18 protein-coding genes are annotated in these 25,503 nt (G+C 59.7%); 15 read left to right on the forward strand and 3 right to left on the reverse strand.

Annotated elements, in window-relative coordinates; all coding sequences use genetic code 11:
* The first annotated feature begins 29 nt into the window (after positions 1 to 29).
* The 4 genes from PSJE_RS02605 to pgm all read left to right on the forward strand — a co-directional run bounded on the left by PSJE_RS02605 (position 30) and on the right by pgm (position 6,294).
* Positions 30 to 1,052 (forward strand): zinc-dependent alcohol dehydrogenase family protein, encoded by a 1,023-nt coding sequence (locus PSJE_RS02605; protein ID WP_090455285.1) that lies wholly within the window; start codon positions 30 to 32, stop codon positions 1,050 to 1,052.
* A gap of 551 nt (positions 1,053 to 1,603) precedes the next feature.
* Positions 1,604 to 3,094, forward strand: a complete 1,491-nt coding sequence (locus PSJE_RS02610) for a hypothetical protein (RefSeq protein ID WP_090455284.1) — start codon at positions 1,604 to 1,606, stop codon at positions 3,092 to 3,094.
* 40 nt (positions 3,095 to 3,134) lie between these two features.
* Positions 3,135 to 4,535: an aminotransferase-like domain-containing protein gene (locus PSJE_RS02615; protein ID WP_090455283.1), complete on the forward strand. Its 1,401-nt coding sequence runs from the start codon at positions 3,135 to 3,137 to the stop codon at positions 4,533 to 4,535.
* 112 nt (positions 4,536 to 4,647) lie between these two features.
* Entirely contained in the window at positions 4,648 to 6,294 is a 1,647-nt protein-coding gene (gene pgm / locus PSJE_RS02620; RefSeq protein WP_057714786.1) for a phosphoglucomutase (alpha-D-glucose-1,6-bisphosphate-dependent), read from the forward strand.
* 198 nt (positions 6,295 to 6,492) lie between these two features.
* Here the strand turns inward: pgm and PSJE_RS02625 are convergent, their stop codons facing one another.
* Positions 6,493 to 7,188 (reverse strand): pirin family protein, encoded by a 696-nt coding sequence (locus PSJE_RS02625; RefSeq protein WP_090455281.1) that lies wholly within the window; start codon positions 7,186 to 7,188, stop codon positions 6,493 to 6,495.
* 279 nt (positions 7,189 to 7,467) lie between these two features.
* Between PSJE_RS02625 and PSJE_RS02630 the strand changes: the two genes are divergently transcribed.
* On the forward strand, positions 7,468 to 9,942 hold the full coding sequence (locus PSJE_RS02630) for a UvrD-helicase domain-containing protein (protein WP_090455279.1): 2,475 nt from the start codon (positions 7,468 to 7,470) through the stop codon (positions 9,940 to 9,942).
* Between the two features lie 123 nt (positions 9,943 to 10,065).
* Here the strand turns inward: PSJE_RS02630 and PSJE_RS02635 are convergent, their stop codons facing one another.
* Positions 10,066 to 10,338 (reverse strand): DUF1652 domain-containing protein, encoded by a 273-nt coding sequence (locus PSJE_RS02635; RefSeq protein WP_057716601.1) that lies wholly within the window; start codon positions 10,336 to 10,338, stop codon positions 10,066 to 10,068.
* A 266-nt stretch (positions 10,339 to 10,604) separates the two neighbouring features.
* Between PSJE_RS02635 and PSJE_RS02640 the strand changes: the two genes are divergently transcribed.
* The 4 genes from PSJE_RS02640 to PSJE_RS02655 all read left to right on the forward strand — a co-directional run bounded on the left by PSJE_RS02640 (position 10,605) and on the right by PSJE_RS02655 (position 14,405).
* Positions 10,605 to 11,420, forward strand: coding sequence for a helix-turn-helix transcriptional regulator (locus tag PSJE_RS02640; protein WP_090455277.1), 816 nt, complete (start codon positions 10,605 to 10,607; stop codon positions 11,418 to 11,420).
* Between the two features lie 50 nt (positions 11,421 to 11,470).
* A complete protein-coding gene (locus PSJE_RS02645) occupies positions 11,471 to 12,877 on the forward strand; it encodes an NAD(P)/FAD-dependent oxidoreductase (RefSeq protein WP_090455275.1) in 1,407 nt (468 codons plus the stop codon).
* Between the two features lie 29 nt (positions 12,878 to 12,906).
* The gene (locus PSJE_RS02650) at positions 12,907 to 13,248 is read left to right on the forward strand and encodes a cupin domain-containing protein (RefSeq protein ID WP_090455273.1); all 342 of its coding nucleotides are present in this window, start codon (positions 12,907 to 12,909) and stop codon (positions 13,246 to 13,248) included.
* Positions 13,249 to 13,319: 71 nt separating this feature from the next.
* The gene (locus tag PSJE_RS02655) at positions 13,320 to 14,405 is read left to right on the forward strand and encodes a polyamine ABC transporter substrate-binding protein (RefSeq protein WP_090455271.1); all 1,086 of its coding nucleotides are present in this window, start codon (positions 13,320 to 13,322) and stop codon (positions 14,403 to 14,405) included.
* 43 nt (positions 14,406 to 14,448) lie between these two features.
* Here the strand turns inward: PSJE_RS02655 and PSJE_RS02660 are convergent, their stop codons facing one another.
* Positions 14,449 to 15,105, reverse strand: coding sequence for a lysozyme inhibitor LprI family protein (locus PSJE_RS02660; protein WP_090455269.1), 657 nt, complete (start codon positions 15,103 to 15,105; stop codon positions 14,449 to 14,451).
* Between the two features lie 573 nt (positions 15,106 to 15,678).
* Between PSJE_RS02660 and PSJE_RS02665 the strand changes: the two genes are divergently transcribed.
* From PSJE_RS02665 to PSJE_RS02690, 6 genes are all read left to right on the forward strand, one after another.
* Entirely contained in the window at positions 15,679 to 17,136 is a 1,458-nt protein-coding gene (locus tag PSJE_RS02665; protein WP_057714794.1) for a serralysin family metalloprotease, read from the forward strand.
* Positions 17,137 to 17,217: 81 nt separating this feature from the next.
* Entirely contained in the window at positions 17,218 to 17,631 is a 414-nt protein-coding gene (locus PSJE_RS02670; protein ID WP_090455267.1) for an AprI/Inh family metalloprotease inhibitor, read from the forward strand.
* A gap of 161 nt (positions 17,632 to 17,792) precedes the next feature.
* Positions 17,793 to 19,568, forward strand: a complete 1,776-nt coding sequence (locus PSJE_RS02675) for a type I secretion system permease/ATPase (protein WP_090455265.1) — start codon at positions 17,793 to 17,795, stop codon at positions 19,566 to 19,568.
* Positions 19,569 to 19,603: 35 nt separating this feature from the next.
* A complete protein-coding gene (locus PSJE_RS02680; protein ID WP_408003807.1) occupies positions 19,604 to 20,914 on the forward strand; it encodes an HlyD family type I secretion periplasmic adaptor subunit in 1,311 nt (436 codons plus the stop codon).
* 2 nt (positions 20,915 to 20,916) lie between these two features.
* Positions 20,917 to 22,284 (forward strand): TolC family outer membrane protein, encoded by a 1,368-nt coding sequence (locus tag PSJE_RS02685; RefSeq protein WP_090455261.1) that lies wholly within the window; start codon positions 20,917 to 20,919, stop codon positions 22,282 to 22,284.
* A 154-nt stretch (positions 22,285 to 22,438) separates the two neighbouring features.
* Positions 22,439 to 25,486, forward strand: coding sequence for an autotransporter serine protease (locus tag PSJE_RS02690; RefSeq protein ID WP_090455260.1), 3,048 nt, complete (start codon positions 22,439 to 22,441; stop codon positions 25,484 to 25,486).
* The last annotated feature ends 17 nt before the right edge of the window (positions 25,487 to 25,503 follow it).

The following is a 25,503-nucleotide window of genomic DNA, read 5'->3' on the forward strand; positions in this document are numbered from 1 at the left end:
CATTAGAGGTTTATTTGGCGAGGTTTGCGATGTCCCGCACGATACGTTTTCACAAGTTTGGTCCAGCCGAGGTGCTCAAATGCGAAGAGCATGCGACGGCTCTGCCTGCACCGGGCGAAGTGCAGGTGCGCGTCGAGGCGATCGGCATCAGTTGGTATGACACTCTCTGGCGTCAGAACCTGGCCCCGTCCCATGCCCGACTGCCTTCAGGCCTTGGCCAGGAGATGGCCGGTATCGTCACCGCTGTCGGTGATGGCGTCGATGACCTGGAGGTCGGTGACAAGGTCGCCAGCTTTCCGGCCCAAAGCCCGAACGACTATCCGGTCTACGGCGAGCAGATCGTTCTGCCGCGCTCGGCAGTCACCCGTTATCCGGATGTGCTTACCCCGATTGAAGCGAGCGTGCACTACACGCCGTTGTTGATCGCCTATTTCGCCTATGCCGATCTGGCACGGGTCAAGCCCGGGCAATTTGTTCTGGTGACTGACGCGAGTCATTGCGCCGGACCTTCGTTCGTACAACTGGGCAAGGCCTTGGGTGTTCGAGTGATCGCCGCGACCAAGACCGAGGAGGAACGTGAATACCTGCTGTCGCTGGGTGCCGAGAAAGTGATCGTCACCGAGGAAGAAGATCTGCTGATGCGGATCAACAAAATCACCGATAACCGTGGCGTAGATGTGGTGTTCGATGGTTTGGGCGGTCCGCAGATGTCGTTGCTGGGCGATGTGCTGGCGCCTCGCGGCAGCCTGGTGCTGTACGGCCTGCAAGGTGGCAACCAGACACCTTTCCCGGCCTGCGCAGCGTTCCAGAAGAACATTCAGTTCTTCGTGCACTGCATCGGCAACTTCACGGGCAAGCCGGAACTGGGCATCACCCAGGACCAGGCCGCACTGCAACGTGCCTTGCGCGATATCAATCAGCTGACCGCCGACCGCGTTCTGCTGCCGCTCAAGACTCGGGTCTTCCCGTTTGCCGAGTTTGTCGAAGCACACCGCTACATGGACGAATGCCCGTGTCGCGAACGGGTCGCGCTGCAGGTCGAGCCGGCGTAGCACTTACAGTCCTCCCAAGAGTCCGTGCCCACACGGACTCTTTCGTTTGAGCCCCCCCCCGAAAGCCGTCGATCCGCAGGCCGGTCCAGCAACTGAACTGGTTTTTGCCCGTAATCTGTAGCTTCTAATCAGCCACTAAGCCCTGATAATTGAATGATTACTTTCATCTCAAGGAATGAGTCATGGCCGGGTGTCAGGCTGAAACTTTTCAATGTGCGCCATCGGTGCAAATCTCCAAATTAGTTGGCCGTTGGCTAGTTGCCAAAAAGACAGCTGCAACTTCCTTCCTTGTTTCTTGTATTAAGTGTCTGTGGGACTTTGTCGGATATTTCCTAGGGCTCCGATTTCAAATCAGCAAACCCTTGCCAGTAGGGCGTTCCAGCCCCACCTTCGTCGTTAAGTCGAGGGGGCGCTGCGATCGTTTCAAATGATTTCAAGAAAATTCAAGTGTTAGCATTTGGCAATAAAGTCCATGACTCCATTCGCGCCGACAGTCCAACGGGATTTGCTGTCTGTACGATATTGAACTTACGAGTATCAGGTAAATAAAGATGACCAGCATCCATGACCAAGCGATGAACTATGTCTATCAACAAGTGCTGCAGCGATTGCTGGGTTTCTTTTCCCGTGCCGAACGCACTGCATTGCAATTGTTGATTCAGCGCCTGGCAGTAGCGGCCGGGGGCATGGAGCACATTGGCGATTACAAGGTGTTGGCGATCCAGTCCGGGGCCCGTGACAACTGCTACACCCTGGCTTTGTTGCGTGCTGCACAGCTGACCATCGCCACGCGGACGCCGGCGACATTCCAGTTGCGCATCGCCTCGTTACGGTTGAACGGCACAAGCGGCGCGGCCGTGGAAAACATGCACAGGACCAACAGCGCATTGTTTGTCTATGACGATCCCCGGGTCGAGGTACTGATGGTCGATGATCGGGAAGTTTTGCCGTTCAACCACTTGGCGCCGATCTCCGACGCCGGCCGCGAGTCCAGCCGCCTGAACCTGCTGCTGATCGGCCATCGCCGGGAGTGGCGCGGTGGGTTCGACCTTTGGGATGACGGTTATCTGGCCACGGGAGAGTTCTACGGACAAATCGCTCGCTGGGATGGCGGTGTCGACGCCTTGCTCATCAGTGACACGCCGCGTCAGCAAAAGCAGTTCATCGACGGCTTGAGACGCGCCGCCACCAAGGCAGGGCTCAAGCCATCGCCTGCGGGCGAGCCGGGTTATGCGGGGTTGTTTGCATTGCTCGATGAACTGGGCAGCGACTGTTATCACGGGTTCTACGCCGATTACGGCCAGGCCCGGTGGCGTCCGCAAGAGCGCTTCGAAACCTGCCGTCGTACGGCCTGCATCGACATTCACGACCTGCTGGTCAGCAACCTGGAAGAGCGTTGGCCATTGTTGACGGAGTTTCTCGGCTTCCAGCCTGACGAACTGTCCGCGCAGATCAGCGACAACGAATTCGTCAGCCCGTCGATCACGGCGCACGTCCGAGGGTTGCATGCGTGCTTCGTACAGAATCGCAATTACGAATTCGGTGTTGCGCAATACCTGCAACGTGCCTTGGTGATGATGCGCCGCAAGCACTTGCCCGAGCGATTGTGCGAGCAGGCCATCGAGGTCTTCGGCAATCCGGCAACACTGGTCGAACTGCGCGCCCGAGCGGCGGCCGAGGCACAAAAGAATCTGGGCCTGAGCGAAGCACAACTGGTGTGCCTGCTGTTTGCGCCCTTTACCGAAAAAGGTGCGGGGCTCGAGCGTTTTCTGCGTCAGTGCCATCCGGGCATGCTGGTGGCCATGCCCGAGTTGCACAAGGCCATGCAGGGGCATCCGGTCGCCGAGCAGATCATGCAATGGATGATTGATGTCAGCGGATTGCCCGTCAGCCTGATTGGCCGGCTTTACCGCATGGAGTGGACGCCCGCAGACGCTGGCGGGGCGGCTGAAGCAATCCTCCCGGGGGCTGTGTCGCAAAATGCGCTGAGCGATCCTGATGCTGACAGCACGTTGGTGGATGAATGGTCAGCGGGTCACTGAACGTGGGTGGATTTTCAGTCAATGCAAATGGCCTTCGCCGATGAAAGGTCCACGAGAAACGGATTTCGCCTATCAAGCGGTTTATCGATACCTGGTCAGCCTGATCAACGAGTCTGAAGGGGATTCGCGCATCCGCCTGCCGTCGCTGCGGCACCTGGCTGAGCGTCTGAATGTGTCGATCTCGACCATTCAGTACGCCTATTCGCTGCTGGAGAAAGAAGGGCGGGTGTATTCGGTGGCCAAGTCCGGTTACTACGCATTGCCAGTGTCCGCAATCAACCTGCAGGACAGCGGCAGCGACTTGCTGGAAGCGGTCTACGTCAATGCCAGGCGCCCGGGGATGCTGGTCCTGAGCGCCGATGAACCGGCGTTATTGCAGCCACTGGACAGTCCTTTGTTGCTGCTGGAGCGGGAGTTGCTGCGCCAGTATCCCCGCCAGCCGCAGTCGCCTTCGCAACCCTGCGGCGAACTCGAATTGCGCGCCGCCCTGGCAGCACGCTACACCACGTCTCCCATGCGTTACTGGCACGCCGATGATGTCTACATCGGCGCCGACCTGCGCGGTGTACTGGAAATCCTGATCGCCGTGCTGGGATTGAAAGACGCTACGGTGGTGGTCGAATCGCCGTGCGACTGGACGATCCTGCGTTTGTTTCAAGCCGCCTGCGTGCGGGTGATCGAGTTGCCCGTGCAAGCCGATGCCTGTCTGGATCCGGAACGTCTTGAAATGCTGCTCGATACCGAACCGGTAAGGCTGGTGATGCTGTCATCGGCCCTGAACATGCCCCGTGGCAGCCTGGCGCCTGACCACAACAGGCAGGCCATTGCCCGGCTGTTGGCCGCGCATGACAGTTGGGTGCTGGAAAACGACTGTTATGGCGAACTCGGATTCGACCTGGGCACCCTGCGCTTTCGAGACTTGCTGGACCCTGAACGGCTGATGGTGTTTTCCACGTTCGAGAAAGTCATCGGACCTGAAGCGCCCTACGGTTTTTTGCTTTCAAGGCATTTGAGCGCCGAGTTGCAACGGCACTTTCTGCTGCGGTCCTTCCGACTCTCGCCGATACGCCAGAAAGCCATTGCCCGTTTGTATAGCAGCGGTCGCATTGACCAACACCTGCTGGTGCTGCGGCGGCTGCTCAATGACCGCAAGAATCAAATGACCCTGTTGCTGCAGGAGCGATTGGGTGATGCCTTGCATTTCGTCGAGCCGCAAGGGGGTGCAACGATCTGGATGCGCTCGTTGCGTCGGGTCAATGTCCGTCGTGTGTTCCAGCGCCTGCTGGCGCATCAGGTGGTCATCGCACCAGGCGAGTTGTTCAGCCTCCACGGTCTGCACGGACAGCATCTGCGCCTGAGCCATACCTTCGGTGGCGATCACAATCTGGCGGCCGCGCTGGGATTGCTGGGGGATGCGCTGCGTCTGGAATCAATCGAGTGAGTGAGACAAAAAATAACAACCTCCACTGTGCGGATCGATCCCATCGCCTTGCGGTCAAACTGCCAGTAAACTGCGACCCAATTCCTGAACCACTCTATTCCAGAGGTTTTGCATGACACTCAGTCCTTTTGCGGGTAAACCGGCACCGGCACAATTGTTGGTCGACATCCCGCGACTGGTAACGGCCTATTACACCGGCCAGCCTGATGCCGCGATTTCCACCCAGCGCGTTGCCTTCGGCACGTCGGGGCACCGTGGCAGCTCGTTCGACTTGAGTTTCAATGAATGGCACGTTCTGGCGATCAGCCAGGCGATCTGCCTGTACCGCGAAGCTCAAGGCATCGATGGCCCGCTGTTTGTCGGTATCGACACCCACGCGCTGTCCACGCCGGCCGGCGCCAGTGCCCTCGAGGTACTTGCAGCCAACGGCGTGACCGTGATGATCGCCGAAGGTGACGAGTACACGCCGACACCGGCCATTTCCCATGCGATTCTCTGCTACAACCGTGGACGCACCACTGGCCTGGCGGACGGCATTGTCATCACGCCGTCCCACAACCCGCCGCAAAGCGGTGGCTACAAGTACAACCCAACCAACGGTGGCCCGGCCGATACCCACATCACCAAGTGGATCGAAGCCAAGGCCAACGAACTGCTGGCCAACAAGCTCGCTGGCGTCAAGCGCATCAGCTACGAGCAGGCACTTAAGGCCAGCACTACCCATCGTCACGATTACCTCAACACCTATGTCGCCGACCTGATCAACGTGATCGACTTCGACGCGATCCGCGATGCCAAGCTGCGCCTGGGTGTCGATCCACTGGGTGGAGCAGGGGTGCGCTACTGGTCGGCGATTGCCGAGCATTACCGCCTGGACCTGGATGTGGTGAACAAAGAGGTCGACCCGACCTTCCGCTTCATGACCGTCGACTGGGACGGCCAGATCCGCATGGACCCATCGTCCAGCCACGCCATGCAAGGCCTGATCGGCCTGAAAGAGCGCTTCGACGTGGCGTTTGCCTGCGATCCGGACCACGACCGCCATGGCATCGTCACGCCGTCCGGTGGCTTGCTGGCACCGAATAACTACCTCGCCGTTGCCATCGACTACCTGTTCCAGAATCGTCCGCAATGGCGCGCCGATGCCGCCGTGGGTAAAACCGTGGTCAGCAGCGGCTTGATCGATCGCGTGGCCAAGCGGCTGGATCGTCGCCTGTACGAAGTGCCGGTGGGTTTCAAATGGTTTGCCGACGGCCTGTTCGATGGCTCCCTCGGTTTCGGCGGCGAAGAAAGCGCCGGTGCCTCGTTCCTGCGCAAGGACGGCGGTGTCTGGAGCACCGACAAGGACGGTTTGATTCCGGCCCTGCTGGCCGCCGAGATGACGGCCCGGACTGGTCGCGATCCGAGTCAGGCGTATCGCGCCTTGACCGATGAACTGGGTGAGCCGTTCTCGGTACGGGTCGACGCCAAGGCCAATCCGGAGCAGAAAGCGCTGCTGAGCAAGCTGTCGCCGCAACAGGTCACCTCGACTCAACTGGCCGGCGAGCCGATCCAGAGCATCCTCAGCCACGCACCGGGCAATGACCAGGCCATTGGCGGTCTCAAGGTCATGACCGAGAACGGCTGGTTTGCGGCGCGTCCGTCGGGCACGGAAGACATCTACAAGATCTACGCCGAAAGCTTTGTCAGCGACGACCACCTCAAGCAACTAGTGGCCGAGGCGCAAACGCTGGTGGATGGTGCCATTTCCGCAAAATAAACGGCGTAATTCCCACTGGAGTTGCATATAACCCTGTGGGAGCGAGCTTGCTCGCGATAGCGGACTGTCAGTCAAAATCAATGTTGGATGCCAGGCGGTCATCGCGAGCAAGCTCGCTCTCACAGGGGTTGGCTGCAGCCACTTAAAGGGGGTGACCAATGCGGTCGCCCCTTTTTATTTGCGATTGCGCTCAGCGAATCAAGCCAGATCCACCAGAACAATCTCGCTGTCCTCGATGGCCGTCACCCGCAGCACCTGCTCATCGGCAACGGCTACGCCGTCTCGAGCTTGTGCACGTAAGCCATTGACCTCAATGACACCCGTGGCCGGTACCAGGTAGGCGCGACGACCGTTGTCCAGGTGATACTCGGCGGATTCGCCGGCCTTGAGGTTCGCGGCTACCAGCCGGGCATCGGCCCGAATGCGCAGGCTCTGATCGTCGCCTGCCTTGCCGCTGGCCAGGGTGACAAAACCTTCGCGGTTACCTTTCGGGAACGGCTTGGCGCCCCAGGACGGCGCCAGGCCGGACTCGTTCGGGATGATCCAGATCTGGAAAATCCTGGTCGGCGTCGCTTCCAGGTTGTACTCGCTGTGGGCAATCCCGGTGCCGGCGCTCATGACCTGGACGTCACCCGCTTCGGTACGACCCTTGTTGCCAAGGTTGTCCTGGTGGGTAATGGCGCCTTCGCGGACATAGGTGATGATTTCCATGTCGCGGTGCGGGTGTTGCGGGAAACCGGTGCCGGGAGCGATCACGTCGTCATTCCAGACCCGCAGGTTGCCCCAGTTCATACGCTTGGGATCGTAGTATTCGGCGAACGAAAAATGATGGTGGGCATCCAACCAGCCGTGGTGAGCACCGCCGAGCGAGTTGAAAGGTCTGAGTTCAAGCATGATCGTCTCCAGAAAAGGTTCGTCATGGGGCCAGGTGCCTGAGCCCACGAAGCGAGACCGGTGAGTGATGACGGCCATCATCCAACAGGCAACAATCGATAAAAAGCGTAAAAAATGCAGCATTCCTATCGAATGGATTGATATGAAATAACCTCGAAAGTTTCTCATCCAACCTTCACTTCATCGCATAAGCCAATGAGTCATAAGCAATTGACTAGAACTCAACGGCAAATGCAGACACCATAGCGCTCAACAGCCTCACACCTGGAGTCAGTCCGCGTGCCGCAACACTCCCCCGATCTCCCTCCCGAACTTCGCCCCTTGGCCGAGATGCCGCTGATCAAGCGATTGCTTGCCCGATTCTTCGGCTACAGCCTGACCCGCCTGCACGCACAGCATCGTGCGTCGTGGTTGCATGGCCAGGCTGACGGTTTTCGCAGTGGTCACAGCGCCGGGGTCGATTACGGCTACAAGGAAGGCAAGCTCGAGGGGCTGGAAGAGGGCCGGCAGGTCTTGCTGATCCGCGACTCGCGCTGCACTGAACACCGGCCGCCGAATGTCGATGACCTGTTGTTCGACGACTGGCGCCTGCCGTTGAGCGCCGAGCTGAAGAAGCGTATGAAGGCCGATGTCGCCCGCTTGTTGCCGGCCCATGCCCAACCCAGTGCCGCACAGTGGAAAATGATCTTCAGCGACACCCCATCCACTTCGGTGATCGCGGGTGCCGGTGCAGGCAAATCGACCACGCTGGTGCTGCGTATCCTGCTGTTGACCCACTACCTGGGCTTCGAACTGAGTTCGATGACGGTGGTGACCTTCACCCGCGAGTCGCGCAAGGACTTCATCAACAAGCTGATCGAACTGTTTGCGCTCTGGGGCCGCGGGATCAGTTTCAAGGAGGCGCGGGACCTGGTACGCACCTTTCACTCGCGGATCCTGCCGATGGTGCGCAGCCTTCCGGGTTTCGAGCGTTTGCAGGCTTTCGAGAACCTCAGCCTGCGGGCTGCACAGGGTGATGAGGAGGTCGACAGCAATCCGTTCGATCTGCGCATCAACGACGCCCAACGCCAACAGCTCAACGCCTGCTATCACCGTCTGCACCGTGACGATGAGCGTTTTCGCGAGTTGATCAAGCCATTGTCCCGGCATGCCCTGCAACTCAAGGAGCTGGAGCGCGATCACCCGGATGTGCAAAAACGCATGGGCGTTACCGAGCTTGCGGCCAAACGCGATGAGGAGCTGTGCGACGCCATCGAGGACCTGTGGTTTCGCGCCGGTGCCTGGCCCATCAAGGGCATCGAACCGAATCGCCAGTCGTTCGATATCAACGGTTCGACATTCCATTGTCACGGCTACATCCCGTCCCTGGATGCCTGGGTGGTGCTGGGGTTCGATCCTCGGGAGAACCCGCAGGTCACGCGACCAAACGCCAAGCTGTCGGTGCGCGCGGAGTGGGCAGTAAAGCGCACCCTGTTTCAAGCTTTCTGTCGTAAGCCATTGATATGGCTAGATAGTTACGAGTCATCAAGACGTGTTCTGGCCTCGCTCGCCGGTGATGCCAGCGCCGGGCCGGGTTTCGATTACAAGGTCAAGGGCGAGCTCGCTTCAGCGCCACTGCTCGATTGTTTTGTCGCCGCCGCCGGGTTCATCGAAAACCTCGGGCTGGACGTGCCGGGCGCCGTGGCCCGGATGAGTTTCGCCAAGGACGATCCCGACCGGTTCTTCTTCGAAGCCTTGAGTCTGTACTGGCGGGCGCTGGAAGATCATTTGCTGGATCAGAAGCCGCCGATCATGACCTACAACCGAATGTTCGCCCTGTTCAGCGAACATTCGCCGGAGAACCTCAAACTGCTCGGCGATGAGCTGCTGCGGCCGCTGTCACACCTGATGATCGACGAATTCCAGGATGTCTCGCCGCAGATCGTCTCCTGGATCAGGGCCAGCCTGGCAGAGATCCGCAGTCGCGGGCCAGCCATGCACGTCGGGCGCGCAGCCCAGCGTTCCTCGTTGCTCTGTGTGGGCGATGACTGGCAGTCCATCTATGGTTGGCGCGGCAGTTCGCCGACCTACTTCATGGATTTCAACAAGGAGTTCCCGTCGCCGAGCACCACCAAGGTCATGCTCAGCGACAACTACCGCAGCCACCAGCACATCATCGATGCCGCCGAGCACATCGTGCGCGCAGCACCGGCGATTGCCGGGAAGAAAGCCAAGGCCAGCGGTGAACCCAAGGCATTGCTGCCGGTGAACGTCCTTGATCGTGATGACCAGGGCATGGCCCAACGCCTGACGGAGCATTACCGAAAGGGCGATTCGATCTTGATGCTTTATCGAAAAAGTAGCGATAAGTCATTGATAGAAGAGCATATTCAATCAGTACTTAATGTTGATTCCAGCCTGCCGTATGAGGCTCGCAGGCTCAAGCAGTTGACGTATCACAGCGCCAAGGGCCTCCAGGCCGATGCGGTGTTTTTGCTGGGCGACTGCCAGCACCTGACCAGTTCACCTTTCAAGAATCAGGTTTACCGGATGGCGGGCCTGGGCAAGGCCGGCGACAGCGAGCCCTATGACAATGCCCAGAAGGACGAGATCCTGCGGTTGGCCTACGTGGGTATTACCCGCGCTGTCAGCCATTGCTACTGGTACGTCGACGCACAAGACACCCAGGCCGCGAACATGCCCAAGGCCTCCGACCGGATCGGCAAGGGCAAAGCGTTTTTTGTCGACCATCGTAAAAGCCAAATCACCGCCTGACTTCTGTAGGTGTAGGAGCGAGCTTGCTCGCGATGGATTCAAGAGCGCCGTGGTTAGCCAGTAAATACGCGTTATCGTTAACGACCATCGCGAGCAAGCTCGCTCCTACAAGCAACTGAGCCGTCAGGCATAACTCTTGAAGGCCTCCGGTGGGATGAAGGCTTCAAGCTCGTCCTCCACCGCTTCGATTATTCGTTCTACATCCGCGGCATTCATGACGGTGGCGCACGGAATACCGGCAATGGCGATCATGGTCTCGCCAGTGGCACGATCAAAAAGACGGGCAATCATGCTGCCCGGGGCGTCCATGCTCGCCTCGAAACCCATGGGATGAAAATGCCAGCGCATCAGCTGGCAGGCGTTTGGAAACGTAACCTTGCTGAACCCTTTATTCATGTGTTGCCCGCCTTCATTATCGAGCGCGTCCGTTAGCTCATGGTAGGAGGGAAGAACCTTCATTGGTTCAACCAGTGACAGTTTTTAAAAGTAGCATCCGGATGTGAAAACAATGTGGAGTTTTCAGGTCGTTTGGCGATTGCCGGCGCTTTTTTTGATTCAGGTCACACTTATCGGCCATTTGCGGGCACAAGCCATAATCGGTTTGGTCGTTGAAGACAAAACGGAAGTTGGGCAAGCTCGGTCTTTTCCCGTCGAGATGTTCAATGCACGCCGATGATGATGGCCCACTGCAAACCCAGGCCACGGGCGAGACGGTCATGCGCTATCACTTGCGCTGGAAGCACCGGGATCTGGATGGCGTCATGGCGCTTTATCACCCTGAAGTCCAGTACAACGACTTTTTCCAGAACCGGGTCATGGGCCTGGCCGAATTGCGCGAATATGTGCGCAGCAGCATGCCCCGGGATCCGGATGAAGCGCTGGAGCACTCCGACCGCATTCGACTGGACGGCAACACTGCGTTCATTCAGTACCGCATCACCTTGCGCGGTGGTGAAGGTTTGGTGTCGTTCCGCGCCAGCGAAGCGATCACCGTCAAGGACGGGCTAATCTGGCGGGTCAATGAATATGCTTCATTGGTGCACGAACAACCCGGCAGCAAAACGTCCGGCAACCAGCGCCCGGCGGTCAGCCGGCTCGGTCTGTCGCCTCGCCAACTGAGCTTCATGGCCGATGACCTACAGCAGTATTTCCAGCGCCAACAGCCTTATCTGGACCCGGAGCTCGATCTGCAACGAGTGGCGAAGGAGTGTGGCTACAGCCGCAACCAGATTTCCTACCTGTTGAATCAGGTGCTGGGCCAGAGCTTCTACCGCTACGTCAACCAGGCGCGCCTGCAACATTTGCTTGCGGCGCTGGATGCCGCCCTGCCGCCAGTGCGCATCGACGAACTGGCCTTCGCTGCCGGATTCAATTCGCTGTCGGCGTTCTACAGCTGTTTCCGCCAGCACACCGGCCAGTCCCCCAAGGCCTACGTCAAACAAATTTCTTTGCGTGCACGCGCGCAAGACAGCGCCTGAGCCCACGCACTAGGATCGACGCCATCGAAGTTTGAGTGGCGGAGTCTTGCATGCCGGCGTGGCGCACTATCAGTTTGTGGATGGACCAGCTCGAAGAACCGCTAATGGCGCGTCCGACGCTGGAGCGGGACCTGGATGTCGACGTGGCGATCATCGGCGCGGGTTATACCGGACTCTGGACCGCGTACTACCTCAAGCGGCACAAACCTGACCTGAACATCGCCATCGTCGAAGCGCAAACCGCCGGTTTCGGCGCGTCGGGGCGCAATGGTGGCTGGCTGATGGGCAATTTGCTGGGAGAAGACCGCCTGCTGGCCAAACTGTCGGCCGAAGCGCGCCGCGCCTCCTACGATTTGCTGCACAGCATTCCGGATGAAGTGGAGATTGTCCTCGAACGTGAGGGAATCGACTGCGATTACCGCAAAGGCGGGGTGCTGTATTGCGCCGCACGCTATCCGGAGCAGGAGGCCAGCCTGCGTCGCTACCTGGACGATCTCCACCGCCAGGGCCTCAACGACAGCCACTATCGCTGGCTTACCCCGGAACAACTGGCGCAACAGATCCGCGTCGCCAAACCCTACGGCGGTATCTACGCGCCGCACGTGGCGACCATTCACCCTGCCAGGCTGGTACGGGGGCTGGCCCGGGCGGTGGAGCGCCTGGGCGTCAGAATCTACGAAAACAGCCCGGTCACCCATTGGCAGTCCGGCAGTCTGCGCACGGCCAAAGCTTCGGTGCGCAGTCGCTGGGTGGTGCCGGCGGTAGAAGGCTACTCCGTGACGCTGCCGCCATTGGGGCGTTATCAGATGCCGGTGCAGAGCCTGATCGTCGCGACCGAGCCCTTGTCGGCGGCCACCTGGGACGAAATCGGCCTGAGTCACGGCCAGGCATTCAGCGAGGCCAGTCGCCAGGTCACCTACGGTCAACGCACCGCTGACAACCGATTGATCTTTGGCGCCCGTGGCGGGTACCAGTTCGCTGGCAAGCTGCGCCACGACTTCGACCTGAGCGCTGACGAAATACACCTGCGGCGTTATCTGTTCGGCGAACTGTTCCCGCAGTTGAAGAACGTGCAGATCACCCATTCCTGGGGCGGCAACCTGGGCATGTCCCGGCATTTCCAGCCACACATGCTTTGCGACCGGGCCAACGGCATTGCCCTGTCGGGCGGTTATGGCGGGGAGGGCGTTGGCGCCAGCAACCTGGGAGGCCGCACGCTGGCCGACCTGATACTGGGGCGCGACACCGATCTGGTACGCCAACCGTGGGTCATCCCCCAGCGCGGCCTCGACGCACTGCGGGCCTGGGAGCCGGAGCCGATCCGCTGGCTCGGCTACAACGCGATCATCCGCAGCTTTGTCCACGAGGACCAGACCCTGGCCAACCCGGCCACAGCGCCCTGGCGGCGCAGGCTGGCCATCGGGGTGGCCGGTTTCATGGAAGCTTTCATGCACTAAACAGCGTCTCTACATCGACAGGTATCCCCATGAGCATCACGCAATTCAAGAACACCGCAACCCTGAAACTGGACGAGTCCAATCCGGTCGTCGTACCCCTGGGAACTCCCGTGGCCGTGGCTTCGACCACCAGCGTCGAACGCGACGACGGCGTCGAGACCGGTGTCTGGGAATGTACCCCCGGGCGCTGGCGGCGGCAGATCGTCGCCCAGGAATTCTGTCACTTCATTCAGGGCCGCTGCACCTTCACGCCCGACGGCGGCGAACCGCTGCACATCGAGGCCGGCGACGCGCTGATGCTGCCAGCCAATAGCCTCGGTATCTGGGACATCCAGGAAACCGTGCGCAAGACCTACGTTTTGATTTTTTGAATGCTTTTGAAATTTGAAAGCTGATCTTTTGATTGCCTGCCAATAACAACAACCTCTACAGGAATCGACTCATGATCCGAAAGACCCTGACTCTGGCTCCGCTGATGCTGGTTGCATCCATCAGCCAGGCCGCCGAAACCGTCAAAATCTATAACTGGTCGGATTACATCGCGCCAGACACCACGAAAAACTTCCAGAAAGAAACCGGCATCGGCTTCACCTACGACGTCTACGACAGCAACGAAACCCTCGATGGCAAGCTGATGACCGGAAAATCCGGTTACGACGTGGTGTTTCCGTCCAACCACTTCATGGCCCGGCAGATTGAAGGCGGCGCACTGAAGAAGCTCGACAAGAGTCAGTTGCCGAACTGGAAAAACCTCAACCCGGTATTGCTCAAGGCATTGCAGACTAACGATCCGGGCAACGAGCACGGCTTCCCTTACCTGTGGGGCAGCACCGGCATCGGCTACAACATTGCCAAGGTCAAGGCGGTGCTGGGCGACAACGCCCCGGTGGATTCCTGGGACCTGATCTTCAAGCCCGAGAACATGCAGAAGTTGCACAAGTGCGGCGTGGCCATCCTCGACAACGGCCCCGAACTGCTGCCGGCCGCGTTGAACTACCTCGGTTTGCCGCATCACAGCAAGAACCCGGAAGACTACAAAAAGGCCGAAGCCCTGCTGATGAAGGTGCGGCCGTATGTCAGCTATTTCCACTCGTCCAAGTACACCAGTGATCTGGCCAATGGCGACATCTGCGTCGCGGTCGGTTTCTCCGGCGACATCCTGCAAGCGGAAAACCGCGCCAGGGAAGCCAACAATGGCATCGACATCGGCTACTCGATTCCCAAGGAAGGCGCAGCGATCTGGTTCGATATGGTCGCGATGCCGGCCGACGCTCCGGACGACAAGGCCGGCTACGCCTTTATGGACTACCTGCTGCGCCCGGACGTCATGGCCAGCGTCAGCAACTACGTGCATTACGCCAATGGCAACGAAAAAGCCGACAGCCTGATCGACCCTGCGATCAAGAACGACACCAAGGTTTACCCAAGTCCTGAAATGATGGGCAAGCTGTTTGCGCTGGAAGCCATGCCACTGAACATCGACCGGGTGCGTACCCGGGTCTGGAACAAGATCCGCACCGGCAACTGACAAGCTGCATCAGGCCACCGGGAAAGGATGTCCCGATGCGCCATCAGCCAACTGGCTCGAGCGAACAACGCATTTGCCCCGAGCCCGGGATCTGTAACAGGGCCTCGTTACCGGTTTGCCAAAAGCCGTAGCTACCCCGCAAATCCTTGCCGTTGTATTGGCTTGCATAATCGTTCGGTACCTGGATAAGGGTGGCAGAGGTATTCGCCCATTTCAGGTACACCACACGCGGCTCGACATTGAAGAAAGTAGCGGCAATCAACGCGCTCAATCCTGCGCAACGAAAGGCTACGGGGCCATCGGTGAGCCTGCTTGGATCCTTGGTCCTCGCAATGGCCGAACCCTGGCGAAGCTGGTGTGCGCGTTCGGCATAACTGCTGATCGTGCATGCCTTGGGCTCTGCCTTGGTGGCACATTGATTTCGCGCGTCGACCCAGAAGCGCTGTTCGATCTCGACCTTGTCGGGGCGCGGTACCGAATGATCGTCCGTGAGCGCCAGGCGATAAAGGCGTGTCAGTTCAATCTCCATCCGCTTCAGCTGTGGGTCGCGACAGATCAGCTTCTCGACGGATGCGCTGGCCCTGGCGCAGTCGAAGCTGGTTGCCAGGACCGTAGTCGTCCCGGCATTCGCACAAATGCTCATTACCGCACACGCGCTGGCGGCGATGAGAGCGGCCAAAAGAGGCGTGACCATTTTCATGTCGGCTTCACCCGGATCATTTCGTGAGGCCCGTGGTGTAAGGCAATCCATCGAACCCTTGCACCGTCATTCGTTCATGGGCTGTATCGCAGTTTAAGGCAGTGTGCAAAACCTGCCACACCGGGGAGGGTTCCAGTGGGGCGACAACGCCGGTTGTGCAACCTTTGCGGAGCTGAAATGGTTATTGCCTGATGGTCATTCGTTGCCTGCTCGCGAAGAACGATAACCCGGTATTCAGAGGTGATCACTTCATTGAAATGTTTAACGGATTAAACATAAATAGTCGGACGATTCGAGTGCCCGGAAATTTACCTATATTTAATAATTAAATTGTCGATTGTCCGACAATAACTCCCGTCTAATATTTTTTTAACTCAATACTTTCTCAGTACGCCCACTGTTTACGGGCACATTCCTGAATGCGCAAATTTGACGTCAAAAAAGTAGTGGACGTTTGATTTCTAATTGTGTCAGTTTTCCTACGCCTTCATTGGGCGAGTGATAGGACGATCTCGCCAGGGATCGTCTTTATCTGACAAAAACTGTTCCATAGCTAAACAAGGAAGTGTGTTTATGTCGAAAGTAAAAGATCACGCTATTGATTCCGCCGAACAGGTGCTGCTGCCACTGTCAGCATTGGCGGCAAGCAGTTCTGCATTCAATCAGATCAATAGTTTCAGCCATCAGTATGATCGGGGCGGCAACCTCACGGTCAATGGCAAACCGTCGTTCTCCGTCGATCAGGCAGCCAACCAATTGCTGCGCGACGGCGCTGCTTACCAGGACAAGGATGGTAGTGGCAAAATAGAGCTGACCTATACCTTCCTGACTTCGGCATCGTCCAGCACGATGTACAAGCACGGGATTACCGGATTCAGTCAGTTCAGCGCGCAACAGAAAGCCCAGGCCGTGCTCGCCATGCAATCCTGGGCCGACGTGGCCAATGTTACCTTCACTGACAAGGCCAGCGGCGGCGATGGCCACATGACCTTCGGCAACTACAGCGGCGGTCAGGACGGTGCGGCTGCGTTTGCCTACCTGCCTGGTACCGGGGCCGGTTACGACGGGACTTCCTGGTACCTGATCAACAGCAGTTACACGCCCAACAAGACCCCGGACCTGAACAACTATGGCCGGCAAACCCTGACCCACGAAATCGGCCACTCCCTGGGCCTGGCCCACCCCGGCGACTACAACGCCGGCGAGGGTGCACCGACCTACAATGACGCGTCCTATGGGCAAGACACCCGCGGCTACAGCGTCATGAGCTACTGGAGTGAAAGCAATACCAGTCAGAACTTCAGCAAGGGCGGCGTCGAAGCCTACGCGTCCGGCCCGCTGATTGACGATATCGCTGCCATTCAGCAGCTCTACGGTGCCAACACCACCACTCGCACCGGCGACACTACCTACGGTTTCAACTCCAACGCCGGTCGCGACTTCCTTGGCGCGTCTTCTTCGGCGGACAAGGTGGTGTTTTCGGTCTGGGATGCAGGCGGCAAGGACACCCTGGACTTTTCCGGGTTTACCCAGAACCAGAAGATCAACCTCAATGAAACGTCGTTCTCGGACGTCGGCGGCCTGGTGGGTAACGTCTCCATCGCCAAGGGTGTCACCGTCGAGAACGCCATTGGCGGTTCTGGCAACGACTTGCTGATCGGTAACAACGTGTCCAACGAGCTCAAAGGCGGTGCCGGCAACGACATCCTTTACGGCGCTGGCGGCGCGGACAAACTGTGGGGCGGCGCAGGTTCGGACACCTTCGTGTTTGCGGCCAGCAGTGACTCCAGGCCAGGTACGGTCGACCAGATCCTCGACTTTGTCAGCGGTCTGGACAAGATCGACCTGACCGGCATCACCAACGGCGCGGGCCTGCACTTTGTCAGCGCCTTCACCGGGGCGGTGGGCGATGCGGTGCTCAGCACCTCGGGCGGCAACAGTTTGTTGTCGATCGACTTCTCGGGGCATGGCGCGGCTGATTTCCTGGTCAGTACCGTGGGCCAGGCGGCGTACTCGGACATCGTGGCTTGATGTGAGGTGAACAAGGAGGGCGGCGCCCGATGCGCTGCTCTCTAACCGTAAGCAGGGTTGCGGCCCGGAGTACAAGAACCTATGACGCACAGCGTCTTTTCCCGCAAGACAAGCGCGTGGCTACTGGCAGCGTTGATGATGTTTTTTGGAGAGGAAACCATGGCAAGCAGTCTGAAACTGGCGGATCCGTCAGAGTTGGCTGGCAATTGGCTGGCTACGCCAAGAGCCGCGCAAGACACGGACAAATCACCGCTCGTTGCTTCGAATGAATGCTTGATCGACTTTCAGCCAAATCAAACCCTGGGTGCTGGCGCGGACTGTTTCACCGCCTGGCTTGGGGAGCAGGCGATCGGCTGGTTTCCCGAACCGGACGGCATTGCAATCACCGGCAAGGAAGGCTCAAAAATCCTGTTTTTCAACCGTCAGTTCGAAGGGCTTTATCAAGGTACTTTGCAGTCGGGTCGGATCATTACCCTCAAGCGGCCGACGCGTTAGCCGCAAAAGCAGTCAAGCGCAATCCCCCGGCACTTTATCGATCACAAAACATTGTTCGTTATTTGTAAACGATAACGGGCAAACAATGTCTCGACCGTGTGCGGACAGTTAACTGGAACCTCGCCCGCGCGTGGCGATAAATATCAGCTCAGGAATAACCAATGAAGATGGCGAAGGCCCCAGCCACCGCACCATTAATAAAGGCACTGGGGGACTATAAGAGCATCTTGATCAGCGTCGGTTGTTTTACCGCCCTGATCAACATTCTGATGTTGGCGCCCTCTATCTACATGCTGCAAGTCTATGACCGGGTACTGTCTTCGCAGAATGAAACAACACTGGTCATGTTGTCGCTGATGATTGTCGGGTTCTTTGCCTTTATCGGTTTGCTGGAAGCTGTCCGCAGTTTCATCGTTATCCGTATTGGCAGTCAGTTGGAGCGACGGTTCAATCTGCGGGTCTATCGGGCGGCGTTCGAGCGCAACCTGTTCAAAGGCGAAGGCAATGCGGGACAGGCGCTGGGGGATCTGACACATATTCGCCAGTTCGTCACCGGCCCGGCGTTGTTCGCGTTTTTCGATGCGCCGTGGTTCCCGGTGTACCTGTTGGTGATTTATTTGTTCAACATCTGGCTCGGCGTTTTTGCCACGGCGGGGGCTCTGCTGCTGATTGCGCTGGCCTGGCTGAATGAGTCCATGACCAAAAAACCGTTGGGCGAAGCCGCCGCGTGTTCCCAGCAATCCAGCCAATTGGCCACCAGCCATTTGCATAACGCCGAAACCATTCAGGCCATGGGCATGCTGGGGGCGTTGCGCAATCGCTGGTTTCAGGTGCATTCACGGTTCCTCGGCCTGCAAAACCAGGCCAGCGACACGGGCGCCGTCATCAGTTCCTTGAGCAAAACCCTGCGCCTGAGCCTGCAATCGTTGGTGCTGGGCCTTGGCGCATTGCTGGTGATCAAGGGTGACATGACCGCCGGAATGATGATTGCCGGTTCGATCCTGATGGGCCGTGTGCTGAGTCCTATCGATCAGTTGATCGCCGTATGGAAACAATGGAGCGGCGCCAAGCTGGCTTACCGCCGTCTCGACGCCTTGCTGCAAGCCTTCCCGTCGGGCGACGAGGCCATGGCGCTGCCGGCGCCGAAGGGCCAGATCACCTTTGAGCAGGTTAGCGCGGCGCCTCCGGGGCAACGGGCGGCGACCCTGCACCTGGTCAGTTTCAGCCTCGCAGCGGGTGAGGTGATGGGCGTGCTCGGTGCTTCCGGTTCCGGTAAATCGACACTGGCACGGGTACTGGTGGGTGTCTGGCCGACGCTCGGTGGTACGGTGCGGCTCGACGGTGCGGACATCCATCGCTGGAACCGCGACGACCTCGGGCCTTACATCGGTTACCTGCCGCAGGACATCGAGTTGTTCAGCGGCAGCATCGCGCAAAACATCGCGCGTTTCCGCGAGGCCGATCCACAGAGCGTCGTGGCCGCCGCACAGCAGGCCGGGGTGCATGAACTGATCCTGCGCCTGCCGCAAGGGTACGACACCGTGCTCGGCGAAGACGGTAGTGGCCTTTCCGGCGGGCAGAAACAACGGGTGGCCCTGGCCCGTGCGCTGTACGGCCAGCCGCGCCTGGTGGTGCTGGATGAGCCGAACTCCAACCTCGACACCGTGGGTGAAGCGGCGCTGGCCGGCGCGATTGCGCAAATGAAGGCCCAGGGCACCAGCGTGATTCTGGTGACCCATCGTTCTTGCGCATTGGCCCAGGCCGACAAGTTGCTGGTGCTCAACGAAGGCCGCTTGCAGGCGTTCGGTTCTAGCCAGGACGTGCTCAAGGCACTCTCGGGGGCTCAGCAAGCACAACATGAAAAAACCGCGCAAGCGCCGGGCGGGCTCAGCATGAGCTGGCAGTCTCAGCCCGCGACAAGGAGTTCGGGCGTATGAGCCGCAGCCAAGTAAAGCTTCAAAACGAAGCGACGATGGAGCAGGACTACCTGGCCGGACAGCCTGGACGCGATGCGCGTTACTTCGCTCGCCTGGGCTGGATACTGGCGATTGTCGGCGCTGGCAGTTTCTTCACCTGGGCCAGCCTGGCCCCCCTCGATCAGGGCATACCGGTACAGGGCACAGTGGTGGTTTCGGGCAAGCGCAAGGCCGTGCAGTCGATGAGCAACGGCGTGGTCAGCCAGATTCTGGTGAGCGAAGGCCAGCGGGTGAAACAGGGCCAGCCGTTGTTCCGGCTCGACCAGACCCAGGTCGCCGCGGACGTGCAATCGTTGCAAGCGCAGTACCGCATGGCCTGGGCCAGCCTTGCCCGTTGGCAAAGCGAGCGGGACAACCTCAAGCAAGTGAATTTCCCCGCCGAGCTAAGCAATGATCCCGACCCGCGTCTGGCGTTGGTGCTCGAAGGCCAGCGGCAGTTGTTCAGCAGTCGTCGCGATGCCTTCGCCCGCGAGCAGGCCGCGTTGCGCGCCAGCATCGAAGGCGCCGGCGCGCAACTGGCCGGCATGCGCCGTGCCCGTACCGACTTGAGCGCTCAGGCCGATTCCCTGCAACAACAGCTAAGCAATCTGACGCCACTGGCGGAAAACGGCTACATCCCGCGCAATCGGTTGATGGAGTACCAGCGGCAACTGTCGCAAGTGCAACAGCAGTTGGCCGAAAACCTCGGCGAAAGCGGTCGGGTGGAGCAGGGCATTGTCGAGTCCCGCTTGAAGTTGCAACAGCATATCGAGGAGTACCAGAAAGAAGTACGCACCCAACTGGCCGAAGCGCAGCTCAAAAGCGTGACGCTGGAGGAACAGTTGACCTCCGCCGGGTTCGATCTGCAGCACAGCGAGATCATCGCCACGGCTGACGGCATTGCGGTCAATCTGGGTGTACACACGGTAGGCGCGGTGGTGCGCCAGGGCGACAACCTGCTGGAGATCGTGCCTCAGGACACGCGCCTGGAAGTGGAAGGGCACCTGCCGGTCAACCTGATCGACAAGGTCGGTCCGCACCTGCCGGTGGATATCCTGTTCACCGCCTTCAACCAGAGCCGCACCCCGCGAGTACCAGGTGAAGTCAGCCTGGTCTCCGCCGACCAGTTGCTCGATGAGAAAACCGGCGCACCGTACTACGTGCTGCGCAGCAGCGTCAGTGACCAGGCCATGGAGAAACTCAATGGCCTGGTGATCAAGCCCGGTATGCCGGCGGAAATGTTCGTACGTACCGGTGAGCGTTCGCTCCTCAATTATTTGTTCAAACCGCTGCTCGACCGGGCAGGCTCCGCGTTGACCGAGGAATAAGGATGTTCGGCTGTATGAAAAAGCTTTCGATGCTCGGGGCGGCGTTGATGTTGTTCGCGGGCAACCAGGCCGTGGCGGCCATGGGACCGTTCGAGATCTATGAACAGGCACTGCACAATGATCCGGTATTCCTCGGCGCCATCAAGGAACGCGATGCAGGCCTTGAGAACCGTGCCATCGGCCGCGCCGGGTTGTTGCCAAGACTGGGTTACAACTACAACAAGGGCAGGAACAGCTCCAAGGCCACCTACCTCAACGAGCGCGGGCAAAACCAGAGCGATGACCGCAACTACAGCAGTTACGGTTCCAGCCTCACCTTGCAACAGCCGTTGCTCGACTACGAGGCCTACGCGGCTTATCGCAAGGGCGTCGCGCAATCGCTGTTTTCCGACGAAAATTTTCGTGGCAAGAGCCAGCAATTGCTGGTGCGGGTGCTGGAAAACTACACCAAGGCGTTGTTCGCCCAGGACCAGATCGATATCGCCCTGGCCAAGAAGAAAGCTTTCGAGCAGCAGTTCCAGCAGAACGAGCAGATGTTTCGCCAGGGCGAAGGTACTCGCACGGACATTCTCGAAGCCGAATCGCGCTATGAGCTGGCCACCGCCGAAGAAATCGAAGCACGTAATGAACAGGATGCATCTCTGCGCGAACTCGGCGCGCTGATCGGTGTGCCGGCGATCGACATTGCCGACCTTGCACCACTGGATCAAAACTTCCAGACCTTCACCCTGCAGCCGGCCAATTACGACACCTGGCATGAGATGGCCGTGGCCAACAACCCCAACCTGGCTTCCCAGCGCCAGGCGCTTGAAGTGGCGCGCTACGAGGTCGAGCGCAACCGGGCCGGGCACCTGCCCAAGGTCAGCGCCTACGCCACGGTGCGTCAGAATGAATCGGAAAGCGGCAACACCTACAACCAGCGCTACGACACCAACACCATCGGCATCGAAATCAATGTGCCGCTGTACGCCGGCGGTGGTGTTTCTGCATCGACCCGCCAGGCAAGCCGTGCGATGGAACAGGCCGAGTACGAACTGGACGGCAAGACCCGGGAAACCCTGATCGAATTGCGACGGCAGTTCAGCGCCTGCCTGACAGGGGTGAGCAAGCTGCGTGCCTATCAGAAGGCCCTGGTCTCCGCCGAAGCGCTGGTGGTCTCGACCAGGCAAAGCATTCTGGGCGGTGAGCGGGTCAACCTCGATGCGCTCAATGCCGAGCAACAACTGTTTACCACCCGCCGGGATCTGGCCCAGGCCCGCTACGACTATCTGATGGCCTGGACCCGATTGCATTTCTACGCCGGGACCTTGAGCGAGCAGGACCTGGCCAAGGTGGATGAGGCCTTCGGCCAGGGACCGAGGGTGCAGTAGCTATTAAAAACAGTATGGAGAGGACTCAAAAAATGCCTGTCTGTTGAGGAACTGCACACCGCAGCCCCTGTAGTGGCGCGTTTTAACCAAGAGGAATTGAGGCAAGGCTTCTAACAACAAGGATTTTGGCAACACAACTAAGGAAGGTAGCTCGATGAATAACAAGTACAACAATCTAGCCGTGCTCTGCGCGTTGGCCACACTGGGCACCGCACACGCGGCACCCTACGTGGAAAACGGCAGGACAGGCGATCCCGAAAGCTGGCGCAGCACAGAGTTCAGCGCTGACTGGGGCCTGGGGGCGATCAACGCGCAGGATGCCTATGCGGCCGGTTACACCGGCAAAGGCGTGAAGCTGGGGATCTTCGACCAACCGGTGTACGCCTTGCACCCGGAGTTTTCCGGAGCCAATAAGGTCATCACGCTGGTGACCAGCGGCATCCGCGAGTACACCGACCCGTACATTCCGGTCAAGGTCGGGGACGCCTTTCTCTATGACGGTTCGCCCTCGGTGGGCTCCAACGGCAAACTCGGTGCCCACGGCACCCACGTTGGCGGGATCGCCGCCGGCAGCCGCGATGGCGGACCGATGCACGGCGTCGCCTTTGGTGCACAGATCATCAGCGCCGACAACGGCGACCCGGGCCCGGAAGACGGTATCGTACGCGGCAACGACGGCGCGGTGTACAAGGCCGGTTGGGACGCCCTGATCGCCAGCGGCGCGCGGATCATCAACAATAGCTGGGGCATCGGCATCACCGACCGCTTCGACCTCGGCGGTCGGGACCCGGCGTATCCGCACTTCACCGTGCAGGATGCACAACTGCAGTTCAACGAGATCCGGACCTTGCTGGGGACCAAACCCGGCGGTGCCTACGACGGCGCCATCGCGGCGGCCCGCAGCGGCATCGTGACGATTTTCGCCGCCGGTAACGACTACAACCTCAACAACCCGGACGCCATCGCCGGCCTCAGTTATTTCGTCCCCGAGATCGCGCCGAACTGGATGACCGTCGCGGCCTTGCAGAAGAACCCGGACACCAACAGTCCCGCCCCCTACAACATCAGCACCTTCTCGTCGCGCTGCGGCTACACCGCGAGTTTCTGCGTGTCGGCGCCGGGCAGCCGGATCTACAGTTCGATCATCAGCGGCACCGATGCCGCTGACCTGACTACCGGCTACGCCAATTACAACGGCACCTCCATGGCGGCACCGCACGTTGCCGGCTCGGTGGCGGTGTTGATGGAACGCTTCCCGTACATGACCGGCGCACAAGTCGCCAGCGTGCTGCGTACCACCGCCACCGACCTCGGCGCACCCGGCGTCGATTCGCTGTATGGCTGGGGCATGATCAACCTGCGCAAAGGCATCGACGGCCCGGCGATGCTCGTCACCGAGCAGGACATTCCCGAAGAGTTCCGCATCGACGGCGCCTACGGCTCCAGTCAGTTTGTCGCGGACTTGCCGGGTATCGGCGCGATCATCGACGCCGGCAAACCCACCGAGCGTGTGTGCAACGACGTGCACTGCGGGCTCGACGTCTGGCGCAACGACATATCCGGCCACGGCGGCCTGACCAAGCAGGGCATCGGCACGCTGGTGCTGACCGGAGCCAACACCTACACCGGCCAGACCCTGGTCAATCAGGGCCGATTGGCCGTCAACGGTTCGCTGCTATCGGCCGTCACCGTCAATGACAATGGCATCCTCGGTGGTAACGGCAGTATCGCGGCACTGACTGCGAAAAGCGGCGGTACCGTGGCGCCCGGCAACTCCATCGGCACCTTGCAGGTGACGGGCGACATGACCTTCGAGCCCGGCTCGACCTACGCCGTAGAGGTGTCGCCCACCCGCAGCGACCAGATCATTGCCGGCGGCACAGCCACCATCGAAGGCGCAACGGTCAGCCTGACCCTGGAAAACAGTCCAACGCTGCTGACCACCGGCGAGGCGAAAACCCTGCTGGGCAATCAGTACAACATCCTGCAAGCCGCTGGCGGGATCGAAGGGCGTTTCGGGGCGGTGTTGCCGGACTACCTGTTTATCGGTGGCACCCTCGGTTACACGACGGACAGCATTCAACTGGCGGTGGAGCGCAATGCGACATCTTTCACCAGTGTAGGCCTGACCCCGAATCAACGGGCCGTGGCCGCTGCCGCCGAGCAACTGGGCACAGGCAATCGGCTCTACGAAACCCTGCTGTTGTCGCCGACCGCCGCTGTCGCGCAACAAGCGTTCCAGCAACTGTCCGGTGAGATTCATCCGGCGATCGGCACGCTGCTGATCAACGACAGCCGCTACCTGCGCGATGCGGTCGGCGAACGTCTGCGCGAGCGTGATCTGTTCGACGCCAGCGCACCGACCGATGACCGCAGCAATGCCTGGCTCAAAGTGCTCGGCGCCTGGGGCAAGAACGATGGCGGGAATGACAACGCCAGTTCCAACAGCTCCATCGGCGGGCTGCTGGCCGGCGTCGATGGCTTGATCACTGAAGACACACGACTGGGTTTCGTTACCGGTTATAGCGACAGCTCGTTGAGCATGGGCGATGGCACGCACTCGTCGGCATCGGTCGACAGCTACCACTTGGGCGCCTACCTGGGCCACAAAATCGACGCGCTGCGCCTGAGCGTCGGCGGTGCTTACAGCTGGCATCGCATCGACGTCAAACGCGACCTGCAATTCGGTGACGTCAGCGGCAAGCAGAAATCCAAACGCGATGCGACCACCGCGCAACTGTTCACCGAAGCGGCGTATCGCCTGGACCTGCAACCGCTGGCACTGGAGCCGTTCGTCAACCTGGCTTACGTGCACCTGAACAGCGACAGCTTCAGCGAAAAAGGTGACGCCGCCGCACTCAAGGGCGGTGAAAACAACCGCGACGCGGTGCTCTCGACCCTTGGCCTGCGGGCGAGCAAAGCCTTTGCGCTGTCCGATCAGCAACAACTGGAACTGTCCGGCACGCTCGGCTGGCAGCACAACCTGGGCAACACCCGTTCCGAAGACCACCTGGCCTTCGTCAATGGCAACACCGCGTTCAGCGTGCAAAGCGTGTCCATGGACCGCAATGCCGCGGTGGTCGGTGCCCGGGCCGGCTGGGCGCTGGGACGCGATACCCGCTTGAACCTGGACTACAACGGACTGCTCGGCTCCCGGGAAAAAGACCATGGTGTGGGCCTGACCCTGGACTGGCAGTTCTGATTTGACGCAAAGGAAGC

The sequence above is a fragment of the Pseudomonas jessenii genome (genome assembly GCF_002236115.1).
GTDB classification, from domain to species: Bacteria; Pseudomonadota; Gammaproteobacteria; order Pseudomonadales; family Pseudomonadaceae; genus Aquipseudomonas; species Aquipseudomonas jessenii.